Origin of the sequence: Enterobacter sp. PGRG2 (assembly GCF_030291195.1) — a bacterium.
In the GTDB taxonomy this organism is placed as follows: domain Bacteria; phylum Pseudomonadota; class Gammaproteobacteria; order Enterobacterales; family Enterobacteriaceae; genus Enterobacter_D.
Genome location: NZ_CP127837.1, coordinates 3,905,555 through 3,920,811 on the forward strand (window position 1 = coordinate 3,905,555; position 15,257 = coordinate 3,920,811).

Genomic DNA, 15,257 nt, shown 5'->3' on the forward strand with positions numbered 1-15,257 from the left:
GCTTACCCCCGGAACCGGTGCTGGTTTTCAAGGAACCACTGATAGGTGCTTGCCAACCCCTGCTCCAGTGACACCTCGTGATACCAGCCAAGCTGATGCAGACGCGTCACATCAAGCAGCTTGCGCGGGGTACCGTCGGGTTTGCTGGCGTCGAACACCACGCGGCCTTTAAAGCCGGTGACCTGCGCGAGGGTTTGCGCCAGTTCGCGAATGGTGCAGTCCACGCCGGTGCCGACGTTAATATGCGACAGCATCGGTTCGGTGTTTTCCTGCCACACTTCCGGATCCAGTTCCATCACATGAATGCTGGCAGCCGCCATATCATCCACATGCAGGAATTCGCGCATCGGCGTACCGCTGCCCCACACCACCACATCCGTGGCGTTTTCCTGGGCCGCTTCATGGAAGCGACGCAGCAGCGCCGGGATCACATGGGAGTTGCTCGGGTGGAAGTTATCGTTCGGGCCGTACAGGTTAGTCGGCATCACCGAACGATAATCACGTCCGTACTGGCGGTTGTAAGATTCACACAGCTTGATACCGGCAATCTTGGCAATCGCGTACGGCTCGTTAGTCGCTTCAAGCGTGCCCTGCAACAGCTCGCTTTCCGCCATCGGCTGCTTCGCCATTTTCGGGTAGATGCAGGATGAGCCGAGGAACAGCAGCTTGTTCACGTTGTGCGTATGCGCCGCGTGAATGATGTTGCTCTCGATCATCAGGTTCTCGAAAATGAACTCCGCCGGGTAGGTATTGTTCGCCACAATACCGCCCACTTTCGCCGCCGCCAGATACACCTGATCGATGGATTCAGTGGCGAAGAAATCATTTACCGCACGGGCATCCAGCAGATTGAGTTCATCACGGGTACGCAGGACGAGCTCAACGTCCCCGCGTTGCTCAAGCTGTCGTACGATGGCCGAACCCACCATTCCACGATGGCCGGCCACAAAGATACGTTGTTTGCTCATGCTTACGACTCCAGCGCGATGGCGACCTCGAAGCCATGAGCTTTCAGCAGCGAGTGTTTCTTAGCCGCTTCCAGATCTTTGGCTACCATTTCAGAGACCATCTCCTGCAGGGTGGTTTCCGGTTTCCAGCCCAGTTTTTCGTGCGCTTTGGTCGGGTCGCCCAGCAGGGTTTCCACTTCCGCCGGACGGAAGTAACGCGGGTCAACGGAAACAATCACATCGCCTGGTTTCACGCCCGGCGCATCGTGACCGGTTACGGAGACCACAATGCCCTTCTCATCCACGCCTTCGCCTTCAAAGCGAAGTTTGATGCCCAACTGAGCCGCCGCCATTTCCACGAACTGACGTACGGAGTACTGCACGCCGGTGGCGATCACGAAGTCTTCCGGCTGATCCTGTTGCAGCATCATCCACTGCATTTTCACGTAGTCTTTCGCATGGCCCCAGTCACGCAGGGAGTCCATGTTGCCGAGGTACAGGCAGGATTCCAGACCCTGCGCGATATTGGCGATAGCGCGGGTAATTTTACGGGTCACGAAGGTTTCGCCACGACGCGGGGATTCGTGGTTGAACAGGATGCCGTTGCAGGCATACATGCCGTAGGATTCACGGTAGTTAACGGTGATCCAGTAAGCGTACAGCTTGGCCACAGCATAGGGAGAACGCGGGTAGAACGGCGTGGTCTCTTTCTGCGGGATTTCCTGCACCAGGCCATACAGCTCAGAAGTGGAGGCCTGATAAAAACGGGTTTTCTTTTCCAGACCGAGGAAACGGATCGCTTCCAGCAGACGCAGGGTACCCATGGCGTCAACGTCGGCGGTGTATTCCGGCGATTCGAAGGAAACCGCAACGTGGCTCATCGCGCCCAGGTTGTACACTTCATCCGGCTGCACTTCCTGAAGAATACGCGTCAGGTTGGAGCTGTCGGTCAGATCGCCATAGTGCAGGTGGAATTTCGGGTTGCTGGTATGCGGATCCTGATAGATATGGTCCACACGCTCGGTGTTAAAAGAGGAAGCACGACGTTTGATGCCGTGAACTTCATAACCCTTCTCCAGCAGCAGTTCCGCCAGATAAGAACCATCCTGTCCGGTTACGCCGGTGATGAGAGCGACTTTACTCATAATTTATTTTCCTCAAAAAGTGCCGTTTCGACGCGTTTGCGCGTCACCACTGCGGGATTACCCCGGCAAATCACGTTCGCCGGAAGCGTCTTAAAAACACTGCTACGGGCACCAACGACGGTGCCATCGCCGATTTTTACGCCAGGGGCGACGAAAACATCCGTGGCCAGCCAGCATTTATCGCCAATCACTATCGGGGCGGCATTAATATCGAAATGCGCGCTCTGATAATCGTGACTGCCGGTACACAAATAACACTTTTGTGACACCACGGAATTCGCGCCGATGGTGATGTCGCCCAGCGTATATAACACCGCGTCATCACCCACCCAGCTATAATCACCGAGCGTTAATTTCCATGGGTACGTAATTTTCACTGACGGGCGGATCACCACGCCTTTACCAATTTTTGCGCCAAACAGACGCAATAAAAATGCGCGCCAGCGGTACATGACCTGTGGGGACCAGGCAAATAATGTTGCCTGTACTGCCCACCAGAGCTGAACTTTGAGCGCACTGGCCCCGCGGAAGCCGGCGGGTACCGTGAATCCGTTTAATTCCTGCATCGTATTTCCTTATATTCAGGCTTTGTTATATAAGGCTTTTGTTTTACCGGTTGTGCGTTTGCGCAGCAGGTAAGAAAGCTCTGCCCAGAATGCCGGTACGCGTAATATTTTACGCTGCACATTTTTAGCATCCTGGCATAATTCCAGATTATTCGAGGTTGACACGCCACCCATCGAAAATTCAGAAACCAGTCCTTTCAGGCGCTTAAAGGCATAGCCAGCTTTAAACATACGGGCGGCCAGCGCGTAATCGGAAGAGACTTTATATTGTAAATCGTAGGGGTAGGTTTTCAGACCGCTTACCGGGAAGAATATGGCCTGATGGCTGGCCGGTAAGCTGTGGTAGATATACCATCCATGTTTCGCACTGCGGCGAATTTTTTTCCCGTCACCAAAATCGAGTAATGCATCGCCAATATACATGGCGCTTTCCGGGGCGTTCTCCAGCTGACGCACGACATCTGCGGCGTCAGCATGGAAAATATCGCCAGAATTCAGGAATAATGCGAAGCGCCCTTCTGCCATCGCAATGCCTTTATTCATGGCATCGTAGATGCCTTTATCTTTTTCGCTGATATAACGTAAGTTGTACTGTCCGTTGAGGTTTTCCAGGAATTCTGCGGTGCCGTCCTGGGAGCCGCCATCCACCACGATCCATTCGAAGGTGATGTCCTGTGCCTGTGCCAGATGCGCCAGGGACGCATAAGTTTTCGCCACGCCGTCATAATTCCGAAACGCGACCGTAATGACACTTAGAAGCATGTGAACCACCTCATCTTGAATGCGTAATATTCAGCGCTTTGCGCAAAATAAAAGGGCAGACGATTAAAAAAGCATATTCAGGACTAAAAATCGAACCGGTAAAAAACAATGACACCGGGGTAAAAAGAAAGAGTTGAACGCGATAATTCTGATTATTACCAAACGCGTTGATCATCATTTTTACCACTTTCGACATGTACCATATCGTCAGTAACACTGCGAACCATGAGAAATAAATGATTAGCAGATACAACCCATTGTCTATTGTTTTTCCGACGTCCGCACCGTTAAAGATTCCGAATGATGCAACATATTCGTAAAGTGAACCGAAGCGCACCACGCCGTCGATATTGGTTAATGAATAACCCACCATCGCCAGCGGCCCGATGATACGGTAATAAGAAGACGATCCTTCCGTACCTAAATCACCCAGGCGTTCCGAAATATAAGGAAAAGCGAATACCACACCGACGAGAAAGACTGCGAGCGAAATTATCGCTAAAGGCAGCTTTTTCTTAATCGCCTCTTTATTCAGATACTGGAATGCCCATTCCAGCAGGTAAAAAAGGATAAATGTCATTACTCCAGAGAAGGAACCGGAGAGGACTATCCCTGCCAGAATCATAGCATCGGTCTTGGGCGTTTTGATACCAAACTGTTTGATGCTGAGCCAAATTGAGATTAATGCCAGAGCAAAAAATGCGGGTTCGAAATACATCGCAGTGGTTCGCTTACCACCAAACTTAATGAAATTCAGAACATAGCTGTTACTGTAAATCAGATATTTCGAAATATTCTCCATCAGGCTACTACCGCCGGTAAGAATAATCTGCGCCATTTCGGCGGCGGCGAGTATTACCACAAAACCCACCACCAGCCAGAAGAAACGTAAAATCTTGCGATAGTTGTGCGGCGAAATGGTTTTAAAGCGAATACTCCATACCATGCCGATGATGATCACCAGGTAGACAAACAGCAGCGTCGAGGTGACATACTTTCCGGCATTCAGCGACTGGCCGAAGATGTAGTTAAAGATCGTCAGGCCCGCGCCGATGCCCAGCGCTATCATCAGCTTTTTCACGCTGATCTTATCGACGTACAGCAGCAGCAGTACCGGCAAAAAGGTCACAATGGTTATCGGGAAGCTCTCCCCTATCTGGGCGATCTTCACATTCACCAGCAGATAGATGAGCGGCAGCAGCAGATAACTACAGACTCTGATAGAACGAGACATACTCCTCCAGCATCTGTTCGCCACTGTAGGCCTGGCGGCTGCGGGCGCGGAACGCGTCCAGCGTGGTGCCAAACACCGCCCGGGCAATCTCCGCTTTCGGACGCTGCACCAGGGAAACCGCCTCCGATTCGGCAAAAGTTTTGCCGCCGGATTTATGCAGCACTTCCTGCGCCGCGTCGCTATGTGTCGCAATGACCGGCACGCCGATGGACAACGCTTCGCAGAGGATCAGCGGATAGTTATCCACCCGCGAGCTGAACACCAGCGCATCCATCTGATTCAGCTCGCTCATCAGCTGGCGCTTATCGGTCATAAAACCGTGGTTCACGACGTTCGTGCCCTCAAAAGGCGAAAACTTGCCGAAGGTGTGCAGCTCGATTTTGTCGCCGAGCGCCATCATGTCGCGCACCAGCCGTTGATTGGTTTTGCCGTCGTAGCGTAAGTCGTGCGCCACAATGGCGATTTTCGGTACGCCTGCGGTTTCGCTCACCGGGGTCAGCTCCGCAAGGATCGCTTCGGTCGCCACATCAATACCATTGTTGATAATGCGGCAGCGCCCCTGGCCGTAAATACTGTTAAAAGCATCGGCGACGTGCTGGCTCGGGGAGATAAAGGTACAGCCCAGCGCCAGCATGGCTTTAAACAGCTGGCGTTTGCCTTCCACCAGCTGATGCGCGCGGTCGATTTTCACCGGCGGATAGTTGCTCAGCGTCGGGCATTTCTGGCAGTTGGTTTTCCAGCCTTCGCAGCCGTCGGTAAAGGCGCAGCGCCCGGTCACGCTCCAGTGATCATGCAGCGTCCAGACAAAGGTGACGTCCGGCTTGTGGGCTTTCACTTTCTGGCAGAAGGCCACCAGATCGTGCAGCTTCAGCCAGTAGCTGTGCATGACATGAAAGTGCAACACCACCGGGCCAGGCGTGCGGGTGACGGTGCGGTACAAATTGTTCAGGTTGCCAAAAACATCGCGGTTAAACAGACGAAACAGCGCCAGATTGGCCATCGACGTCAGACGCGGCGTCTGTTTGATCACCTGCGGATAGTGGTCGTGGCTGACGCTTTTTTTGCCGCCCTTGCCATAGCCGTACACAAAACGGGAAGGCAGTCCTTTTTGCAGCGCGCGCTGATGCAGATCCAGCGCCACGCCCGCTGCGCCGCCCTCGGCGAGACGCACATTAAATTGCAGAATGTTCATTTAATTACCTTCACGCGCGCTTTCTCACCCACCACCAGCGCGTTATCCGGCACGCTGTCCAGTACCACACTGCCCGCGCCGATGGTCACGTTATTGCCGATAGTAATATCGCCGATCATCACCACGTTAGCGCCCAGCTCCACGCCGTTGCCAATCACCGGGCAGGCGAGGCTGTCCGCGCCGCGGTTGCCGATGGTGACGCCATGACGAATAGTGAAATCATCACCTGCCACGACGTTTTTATTGATCACCACCGCATAGCCATGATGAATAGTGAAACGTCGCCCGATGGTGGCCGCCGCCTGAATTTCGTAACCGAACAGGCATTCGGTAATAAAGCGGTACAGCACCAGCACCGGGGCGGCCCAGATATTGTTGAGAACATGTTTTTTACGCCACACCGAGCAGAAATGCGCGATGCGGTAGGCCATGACCATGCAGCACGGACGCAGGCTCCAGTGGTTGGCGCGAAAATCTTCCAGTCGCATTATTTCCCCCGCAGCCCGTCAGCAAGGCGTTTGCCGTTACGCACGGAAAGCAGCGTTAACAACGTGCGCCAGTTCATGCGCTTGTTGCGGATCTGGTAGAGCGTGAACAGCTGATACTTTTTGCTGGCGCGGTCAAACTTGTCTTTGTGCTTACGATAGAAATGAAAATACCCGGAGAACTTTTTCGGCGATGCAGTGATCTGCATCTCGCCGTGATTCACGTGCAGGATCTGCGTGGCTTCTTCCACTTTCCACGGCTCGCCATACTCCACCACCATGCGCAGGAAAATGTCGTAATCCTGGGCGGCTTTCAGTTCGGTATCGAACAGGCACTCTTTGAAACGCCAGGCAAAGGTAAACACCTGATTGCCGATGATATTGCGTTTGTAGAACAGCGTGCGGGAGTACGGGGATTTCGGGTACAGCGGCAGGCTGGCAGGCTGGGCATAGACTTCGCCTTCGCAGATATAATCGTTGGCGTATAAAAATGCGTGCGTCACCAGCTGCTGTTTATGGGCCAGGAAGACCGACAGGCGGTTCGGCGTCCATTCGTCATCATCGTCAATGCCGGTAATAAATTCGCCGCTGGCCTGTAAAATGGCCTGATTACGTACCGCGCAGGCACCGGTATTGATCTCGTTGTGGGTATAGCGCACGCGCGGATCGTTAAGTCCCTCGACAAACTGCTGCAGCTGCTCATAAGACGAAGAGCAGTCATCCACAATGATCATCTCCCAGTTGCTGTAGTCCTGGCGCAGGACCGACTTAATCGCCCGGATCGCCAGCTGTTGCCTGTTCCAGGTTGGCATGTAAATTGAGATCAGCGGATTATCTGTTGTCATTCTTATTTCCCCGGATAGTACCGACTCATTTGCCGGATGGCGGTGCGGGCACCTTATCCGGCCTACATGGAAGCAGGTCGGATAAGCGCAGCGCCATCAGGCACCTTTCGGTGATTTATTTTGAATCAGACTTGTACTCGTACTCGTAGTAGCCGTAGTCCTGATAACCCGTCGCGCGGCGGAAGATGGAGTTGAGGATCACCCCTTTCACCTCGATGCCGTTCTGTTGCAGACGGTTCAGGCTGGTTTCCACCTCTTTAAGCGTGTTCACCGCGTAACGCGCTACCATCAGCGTGGTGCCCGCATGGCGGCCCACGATAGCGGCGTCGGTGACCGCGAGGATTGGCGGCGTATCGATCAGCACCAGGTCATAGTTCTTGCTCGCCCAGGCCAGCAGCTGGGTGAAGCGTTCGCTCATCAGCAGTTCTGACGGGTTCGGCGGCACCTGCCCACGCGGCACCAGGTCAAAGTTCGGCACCGAGGTCGGTTTGGCGCAGGCGGCAATGTCGCCGGTGCTGGAGAGCACATTCGACAGACCGTTCACGTTGTCCGTGCCGAGCAGTTCGTGGGCGTAGCCTTTACGCATATCACAGTCAATCAGCAGCACGCGCTTGTTGGTCTGGCTTACCACTGCCGCAAGGTTGGCGCAGACGAAGGTTTTACCGATGGACGGGCTGACCCCGGTCATCATCAGCACATTATTGTTGGCCTGCATCATGGCGAAGTGCAGACTGGTACGCAGACTACGAATAGCTTCGATAGCGAGATCGGTCGGGTTACCCACCGCCAGCAGCTGGCTCTGCTTGTAACGCTTCGCCCCTTTGACGGTTTTGACGTGGTCGCGGGATTTCTGCCATTCGGACAGCGGAATGCTGGCGTAGACGTTGATGCCATGCTCTTCCAGCACCTGCGGGCTTTCGATACCGCGATTAAACAGCGAGCGCAGCAGCACGCCGACAATCGACAGCATCAGGCCGAGGATAATGCTGCCCAGAATGATCAGCGCTTTCTTCGGTTTCAGCACGCCAGGCTGGGTGATCGCCGGGTCAACGATACGCACATCGCCGACGGTACTGGCTTCGGTGATCTTCAGCTCCTGCTGTTTGTTGAGCAGCGCCATGTACACCTGCTGGCCGGATTCCACATCGCGGGTCAGACGCACAATTTCCTGCTGGGTTTTCGGCATCGCGGTAACGCGGCCGTTCAGCTTGGCTTTTTCATCTTCCAGCGCTTTACGTTTTTCCAGCAGCGTGCGGTAGGCCGGGTGCGCTTTGGTATAAAGCTTGGAAATTTCCGCTTCTTTAAAGGTCAGCTCGTTCAGCTGGGCGTCGATATTGACCATCGAATCCAGCACCGCTTTCGCTTCCAGCGGTAAATCCACGGAATCTTTATCCTGACGGAAGGCGTTCAGTTTGTTTTCCGCTTCATCCAGATTACGGCGCACTTCCGGCAGCTGTTTGGCGAGGAAGGCGAGGCTTTTGGCCGCTTCTTCCGATTTACGCGCCACGTTCTGCTCAAGATAGTTGCGGGTAATGCTGTTGAGGATGGCACGGATCTGCTCGCGATCTTCACCGGTAAAGGACAGGCTCAGCACGCCGGTGTCTTTACCGTTTTCGGTGACGGTCAGGTTGTTTTGCAGATTGTTGATCATGCCGAGGGTGGAAAACTTAGTAATGGTGAACTCGCTGTCGGTAGAGGAGTGGATCTCGCTCACCTCAAGCGTGACGCCATCTTTTTCCAGCAGCTTACCCACTTCACCTCTGGCGCTGAAACCCGCGTCGCTGGTCAACTGGTACTGCGTCGGGCTGAGCACGCGCAGCGTGAAAACCTGCTCCCCTGCCCCTTTCGGAATAGTAAAGGTCGTCACCTTCACCGTTTCGTTCTGGCGACCCATCAGCCGTTCCCAGCCGGCGCCGATGATCGGCATGGTGTTTTTGGTGACGGCAATATCTAAATCGAGATCGTCAACGGTTTTTCCCAGCACCAGACGGGATTTGATCAGCTGAATTTCCGCGTCAGACGCAGGGGGCTTGTTCGACAGCGCGCTGTTAATGTTCTGCACCAGCGAGTTGCCGGTATCCTGCTCGATCTGGACCAGCGCATCCGCGCTGTAGATCGGCGTGGCGAACAGGGTATAGATCACCGCCGCCACCGCAAAGGCTGCCGTAATACCGAGCACCCACCAGCGGGCTTCAATCACCGTCCCGATCAGGCGGCCGATGTCGATTTCATCGCTGCCTGTCTGGGAGGCGGCAGAATGCTGTAGTTTTTCTGTCATTGTTATCCCTGCTGAACGTTCAATGCCTGCGCCCACTGGCGGGCAGACCTTTCGAGTAAGGTGTAAACGGCCTCAAAAGCTTCACGGCTTTTACGGTATGGATCGGGAATTTCCCGCTCATTATCCCAGTGACCAAACAGCATCACTTTGCCGCGCATTTCCGGTGCGATTTCACATAGCGAGGCAATGTGACGCTTTTCCATCACCAGGATCAGATCGTATTCGCGGCACATGCGCGCGGTGATCTGGCGGGCGCTGTGGCCCGCAAGCGAGATGTCATGCTGTTCCGCCACGCTGGTTGCCGTGGCGTCAGCCCCTTTCCCCACCAGCGCGCCCAATCCTGCCGATTCAACGGTCAGGGCGGGATTAAACGCTTTCAGCAACCGTTCCGCCGTCGGGGAGCGGCAGATATTGCCTACGCAAACCACGAGAATTTTATTAAACATCGCTTATTCCCAGTTCCGTAAGTCGCTGGCCGTGTCGGTCATGTAGCGAACGCCACTGATGGTCGGCAACAGCTGGTTGATCAGACGGTTCCAGCGGGCAACCGGTGCGGTTGTAACGTAGACCACGTCGTACGGCTGGAGGCGGAATTCCGTCGCCATTACCAGAGAGGTGGCGTCAGACATATCAAGCTGGTAAATGTTGGCGATCTTGCCGCCGCGTCCACCCTCGCCTTTCAGCGGACGGATCACGAAGATACCGCTGGCGTTGGAGGTGTTCAGATCCAGACCTTCTGCCTGACCAAGCGCTTCGGTCAGCGTCATGCCGCTGAAGTCCATTTTGAGCGTGCTCTGTTTTTTCACTTCGCCCATTACGAACACTTTCAGATCGTCATTGCGCGGCACAAAGAGAATGTCGCCCGGATAAAGCAGGCGGTTCTGGCTCAAATCGCCGTTTTGCATCAGCGCCTGCAAAGAGATGCGTTGTTCGCGGCCTTCGTGGGTCAACACGACGTTGCGCCAGTCGGCGTTATCGGTCAGCCCGCCGGCGGCGTTAATGGCGTCCAGCACCGTCAGCGGCACGTTAGTGATCGCCTGCTGACCGGATTTATTCACCTGCCCGGAGATATAGGCTTTTTGCGAGCGGAAGCCAGCGATATTAACGTCCACCTGCGGGTCAGCAATGTACTGCGCTAAACGGCTGGTAATATCACTACGGATTTCTGCCAGGGTTTTGCCCACCACGTGGACTTTACCGATATAGGGATAGAACATAGTGCCGTCCGGCTGTACCCAGTTACCGGCTTCGCTGGAACTACGATACTGGCCTGCCGGCGTCGTCAGTTCCGGGTGATCCCAGACGGTCACGTTCAGGACATCGCCAGGACCGACACGGTACTGATAACTGGCGATTTCCTGATCCAGCGACATATTGGGTTGGGCGACATTTGGACGGGGACGTAACTGCTCGACCAGTCGGGGGGTCAAAGGATAAACATTCACCATGCGGTCAAGATCGAAGTCAGCATCTTGCTGCTTAATGACATCCTTTCCCATGGTTGACATATTGCTGCCGGGAAAAACCGTGCAACCACTCATCAAGGTCACAGACACCAATAATGGCATCAATTTCATTTTGGATTTCATCATTGATTATTTATCACTTTGGCAGAGTAATTATCCTGTGCGGTATAAATAAGCGCGTAGCCTGTTCACATTCAGCATGCAGTTAATTGCCGCTAAATATAACTGGCATCAGTCCTAAAAATCGCTTATTCAAACGCGGTTTGTTGACAGAATAATCGGAGCTGATTCACACGCTTCCGGGCACGCTACCGCCCCTGGCTTCCAGTTACCAATTCACTGATAAAACAGTAAGTTATTGATTACAGCCTGACTCTTTACATTATTTACAGGAAATAATGAAAACCTCGGCAGTGGCTGTCAGAAAAAGAAGAACATAACCCATCATGACGTTAGAAATATGACATACAAAAGAACGCCATGATGCGCTGGAGGAATTGTTGCAGCTAACGGAATACCAGGCAAGGTAACTTGTCCGGGGTAAGGTCTTTTTAAGATTAATATTAACCTCAAAAATATCGGCTTTTAGGAGTTTCTTCATATTGACAAAATTTATATATAGATTTATGCGTACGATAATTCCTAATTTACAGCATAAAAAAACCCATAATATATAAGCGCATTACAGTCATGAGGAGCGCGAAATATCACTTAAACCTATGGTGCGATTATTCGGATAAATCGCAGAGGAATATTGCATTTTGGGCGCAATGTACCCATGATCAAAACGTGACAATCGTCATATTACACAAGGTACGACATTTACTATGGAATGGATTGCCGATCCCTCTATCTGGGCGGGACTGTTTACCCTGATCGTTATCGAGCTGGTGCTCGGCATTGATAATCTGGTGTTTATCGCCATCCTTGCGGAAAAACTTCCCCCTGCGCAGCGCGACCGCGCACGCGTCACGGGCCTGATTCTGGCGATGCTGATGCGGCTGGTGCTGCTGGCCTCAATTTCCTGGCTGGTGACCCTCACCACCCCGCTGTTCAGCGTGCGCAGCCTGAGCTTCAGCGCCCGCGATCTGATCATGCTGTTTGGCGGTTTCTTCCTGCTGTTTAAAGCCACGGTGGAACTGAACGAGCGGCTGGAGGGGAAAGACAGCGATAACCCGACGCAGCGGCGCGGGGCAAAATTCTGGGCGGTGGTGACGCAAATCGTTATTCTTGACGCCGTCTTCTCGCTGGATTCCGTGATCACCGCCGTCGGTATGGTGGAGCATCTGGCGGTAATGATGGCGGCGGTGATCATCGCCATTTCGCTGATGCTGCTGGCGAGCAAAGCCCTGACCCGCTTTGTGAATAATCACCCGACTATCGTCATCCTCTGTCTCAGCTTCCTGCTGATGATAGGCTTCAGCCTGATCGCCGAAGGCTTTGGCTACCACATCCCGAAAGGGTATCTGTATGCCGCCATCGGCTTCTCGGTGATGATCGAAGCGCTTAATCAGCTGGCGATTTTCAACCGCCGCCGCTTCCTGTTCGCCGACAATACCCTGCGTCAGCGCACCACCGAGGCGGTGATGCGCCTGCTCAGCGGCCGCAAAGAAGATGCCGAGCTGGATGTTGAAACCGCCTCCATGCTGGCCGACCATGATAATGCGCAGATCTTTAAACCGCAGGAGCGGCTGATGATCGAGCGCGTACTCAACCTGAACCAGCGCACCGTCAGCAGTATCATGACCTCCCGCCATGACATCGAACATATCGATCTCACCGCGCCGGAAGAGGTGATCCGCGAGCTGCTGGACAAGAACCAGCATACCCGCGTGGTGGTCACCGGCGGCGATGCGCAGGAAGATCTGCTGGGCGTGGTGCATATTCTTGATCTGCTGCAACAGGCGCTGCGCGGCGAGCCGCTGAACCTGAACGTGCTGGTGCGTCAGCCGCTGGTGTTCCCGGAAGGGTTGCCGCTGTTACAGGCGCTGGAGCAGTTCCGCAATGCCCGCACGCACTTTGCCTTTGTGGTGGATGAATTTGGTTCCGTGGAAGGGGCGGTCACGCTCAGCGACGTGATGGAAACCATCGCCGGTAATCTGCCGAACGAAGTGGAAGAGATCGACGCCCGCCACGATATTCAGAAAAACGCCGACGGCAGCTGGACGGCGAACGGCCATATGCCGCTGGAAGATCTGGTGCAGTTTGTGCCGCTGCCGCTGGACGAGAAGCGCGAATATCACACTATCGCCGGGCTGCTGATGGAGTATCTGCAACGTATTCCACAGGTCGGGGAGGAAGTTGAGGTGGGCGATTATCGGGTGATCACTTTGCAGGTGGAAAGCCATCGCGTACAGAAAGTGCAGATCGTGCCGTTACGCACAAAAAGCGAGCTGGATTACGAAGTCTGATCCCGTTTCTGCCCTCTCCCTGCCGGAGAGGGCTAATCACTGGGCCGCTACATCTTTTCCAGCAGCTTCTTCACATCTTCGCTGTATTTACTGTCCTTATTGCGATCCGCCCACTTGTTAAGGCGGCGCTTCGCCTCGCCCTGTAAATGGTCGCGCAGCACCTGATCGACTTTCAGGCTGTATTGCAGCGCATCCCATTTGCCGTATACCCGCAGCGGGATCGGCGTCTCGCGCAGGAAGGCGATCAGCTCGCTGTTGCCACCGTTCCAGCCGGAGAGTACGCGCACGTTAAACTGGGTGTCGCTCTCTTCTTTGATCAGATCCAGGGTTCCCTTGCCGTCCAGCGCCAGCAGCGGCGACTGCCCCTGCATATCGCTCAGCGTTACGCTGCCGTGATCCAGTTCCAGATCGGTGCTCAGCGCATCCAGACGGGTGCTGTTGTCATAATCCTGCTCCACCTTCACATCGCTGCTGCGCGCCACGGCCTGCTGGATCAGCTGCTGGAAGTTAAGCCCTTCCATGCGTACATTCGCCATTTCCAGATGCGCGTTGCCCTGCCAGTCGCGGCGGAACGCCTCCGCATCCACCAGACCGCCGGAAAAATCACCGCTCATGGAGAGCGCGCCGGTCAGGGCAATAGGATAATTAAAGGCTTTCAGGATGGTGCCGATCTCCACGTTCTCAAGCTTTGGCTGGAACAGGCTTTTCGGCGTTCTGCCCCGCACGTCGAGACGGCCGGGCAGCGAAAGCGTACCGTTGCCCATTTTGCCCTCTAAGGTGGTGAGGGTTAACAGTCCCGCCTGGTTGGTCATCTGGCTTTTGACGTCGGTGAAATCCATCCCGCGCCAGCGGATCTGCCCGGCGCTGAGCGCCACCTGAGCGCTAAACCCACGCAGGCTGTTGTACTCCGGCTCGCTGCTGTCGCGGGCGATCACCGGACGCGGCAACAGCTTAGGCTGCGCCTGGGCTTTCTGCGCCGTATCGCTGCTGGCGGCGGCCATAGTCGCGCCGCTGAATAAGTTTTCCAGATTGAGCTTGTCAAAATGCAAATCGAGCGCCCATTCCGGGGCGTCGTTAAGCACCACGCTGCCCTGCCCGCTCATGGCGCTGTCGTTGGCAGTGACATTAAGGTTGCTGAAAGACAGGCGTTTTTGCGCCTCCTGCCACTGGGCGTTTAGCGTCGCCGTACCGCTGATCCCCTGCGGGGACACATCACCGCCCTTCAGCTGCCAGTCGAACTGCTCAATGGCGGCGGTCAGGCTGTGCGGGTAATCCGCGGCGTCAATTTTTGCTTTCATCGCCAGCGTCAGATCGCGCTGATCGCGGTTGATACGTCCGGAAAAATCGAGCGTGGCGTGGTAAGACGCGTCCTGATCCATCTTCAGACGGATATCGCGCACCGTTACCTGCTCTTCGTCTTCATGCTGGAACACCAGCACGCTGTCGGCGACCTCAAGGCGGGAAATGGCGTAGGACCAGCCTTTATCGGCTTCTGCCTGCGGCATTGGATTATCATCCGGCGCAACAGGCTCGTCTGGCTTGCGCGCGGCTTTGGTTTGCGGCGTTAACTGGATCACCGCCCCTTTCAGCATCACCTGTTTAACGTGCAGTTGATGCGAAAGCAGCGGCCAGAGTTCCACGTCAAGGCGCATATTCGCCGCCGACACCAGCGGCGTGGTCGCCCCCGGCGCGGTTAACGACATGCGCCCGGAGAGAATGCTGAGCTGCGGCCAGACATGCCAGCGCAGCGGCTCGTCCAGCTCCAGCTGATAGCCGCTTCGCGCCTCCACCTGTTGCACCATATAGGCACGGAAATCGTTGGGGTTGACCAGCAGTACCAACGCAGAGATGCCGGCAACAAGCACGACAAGCAGAATCATCAGCGTGGTTAACACTCTTCTCATGGCATCCTCAGCGAGCGGTTAA

At 54.8% G+C, this 15,257-nt stretch carries 13 protein-coding genes; 1 reads left to right on the forward strand and 12 read right to left on the reverse strand.

Features of this window, described 5'->3' with window-relative positions:
* Nucleotides 1-2: 2 nt before the first annotated feature.
* The 11 genes from fcl to QRD42_RS17520 all read right to left on the reverse strand — a co-directional run bounded on the left by fcl (nt 3) and on the right by QRD42_RS17520 (nt 11,046).
* Nucleotides 3-968, reverse strand: coding sequence for a GDP-L-fucose synthase (fcl, locus tag QRD42_RS17470; RefSeq protein WP_072569048.1), 966 nt, complete (start codon nt 966-968; stop codon nt 3-5).
* A gap of 2 nt (nt 969-970) precedes the next feature.
* Nucleotides 971-2,092 carry a GDP-mannose 4,6-dehydratase gene (gmd, locus tag QRD42_RS17475; RefSeq protein ID WP_321987735.1) on the reverse strand — a complete coding sequence of 374 codons (1,122 nt, stop codon included), beginning with the start codon at nt 2,090-2,092 and terminating at the stop codon, nt 971-973.
* Entirely contained in the window at nt 2,089-2,658 is a 570-nt protein-coding gene (wcaF, locus tag QRD42_RS17480) for a colanic acid biosynthesis acetyltransferase WcaF (RefSeq protein ID WP_318363990.1), read from the reverse strand. Before wcaF ends, gmd begins: the two co-directional genes overlap by 4 nt.
* A 15-nt stretch (nt 2,659-2,673) precedes the next feature.
* Nucleotides 2,674-3,420 (reverse strand): colanic acid biosynthesis glycosyltransferase WcaE, encoded by a 747-nt coding sequence (gene wcaE / locus QRD42_RS17485; protein ID WP_072569051.1) that lies wholly within the window; start codon nt 3,418-3,420, stop codon nt 2,674-2,676.
* A 10-nt stretch (nt 3,421-3,430) separates the two neighbouring features.
* Nucleotides 3,431-4,654 carry a colanic acid polymerase WcaD gene (gene wcaD, locus QRD42_RS17490; RefSeq protein ID WP_072569052.1) on the reverse strand — a complete coding sequence of 408 codons (1,224 nt, stop codon included), beginning with the start codon at nt 4,652-4,654 and terminating at the stop codon, nt 3,431-3,433.
* Nucleotides 4,629-5,846 carry a colanic acid biosynthesis glycosyltransferase WcaC gene (gene wcaC / locus QRD42_RS17495; RefSeq protein WP_321987736.1) on the reverse strand — a complete coding sequence of 406 codons (1,218 nt, stop codon included), beginning with the start codon at nt 5,844-5,846 and terminating at the stop codon, nt 4,629-4,631. The genes wcaD and wcaC overlap by 26 nt, the downstream gene beginning before the upstream one ends.
* On the reverse strand, nt 5,843-6,334 hold the full coding sequence (gene wcaB, locus QRD42_RS17500) for a colanic acid biosynthesis acetyltransferase WcaB (protein ID WP_072569054.1): 492 nt from the start codon (nt 6,332-6,334) through the stop codon (nt 5,843-5,845). The genes wcaC and wcaB overlap by 4 nt, the downstream gene beginning before the upstream one ends.
* The gene (gene wcaA, locus QRD42_RS17505; RefSeq protein WP_072569055.1) at nt 6,334-7,176 is read right to left on the reverse strand and encodes a colanic acid biosynthesis glycosyltransferase WcaA; all 843 of its coding nucleotides are present in this window, start codon (nt 7,174-7,176) and stop codon (nt 6,334-6,336) included. The genes wcaB and wcaA overlap by 1 nt, the downstream gene beginning before the upstream one ends.
* A gap of 115 nt (nt 7,177-7,291) precedes the next feature.
* On the reverse strand, nt 7,292-9,454 hold the full coding sequence (gene wzc / locus QRD42_RS17510) for a tyrosine-protein kinase Wzc (RefSeq protein WP_321987737.1): 2,163 nt from the start codon (nt 9,452-9,454) through the stop codon (nt 7,292-7,294).
* Between the two features lie 2 nt (nt 9,455-9,456).
* Entirely contained in the window at nt 9,457-9,900 is a 444-nt protein-coding gene (gene wzb, locus QRD42_RS17515) for a low molecular weight protein-tyrosine-phosphatase Wzb (RefSeq protein WP_072569057.1), read from the reverse strand.
* 3 nt (nt 9,901-9,903) lie between these two features.
* Complete coding sequence (locus tag QRD42_RS17520; protein WP_072569058.1) at nt 9,904-11,046, reverse strand: polysaccharide export protein; 1,143 nt, start codon at nt 11,044-11,046, stop codon at nt 9,904-9,906.
* Nucleotides 11,047-11,747: 701 nt separating this feature from the next.
* Between QRD42_RS17520 and QRD42_RS17525 the strand changes: the two genes are divergently transcribed.
* The gene (locus tag QRD42_RS17525; protein WP_072569059.1) at nt 11,748-13,331 is read left to right on the forward strand and encodes a TerC family protein; all 1,584 of its coding nucleotides are present in this window, start codon (nt 11,748-11,750) and stop codon (nt 13,329-13,331) included.
* A gap of 47 nt (nt 13,332-13,378) precedes the next feature.
* On the opposite strand, the gene asmA is transcribed toward QRD42_RS17525, so the two are convergent.
* Nucleotides 13,379-15,235 carry an outer membrane assembly protein AsmA gene (gene asmA / locus QRD42_RS17530; protein WP_321987738.1) on the reverse strand — a complete coding sequence of 619 codons (1,857 nt, stop codon included), beginning with the start codon at nt 15,233-15,235 and terminating at the stop codon, nt 13,379-13,381.
* Between the last annotated feature and the right edge of the window lie 22 nt (nt 15,236-15,257).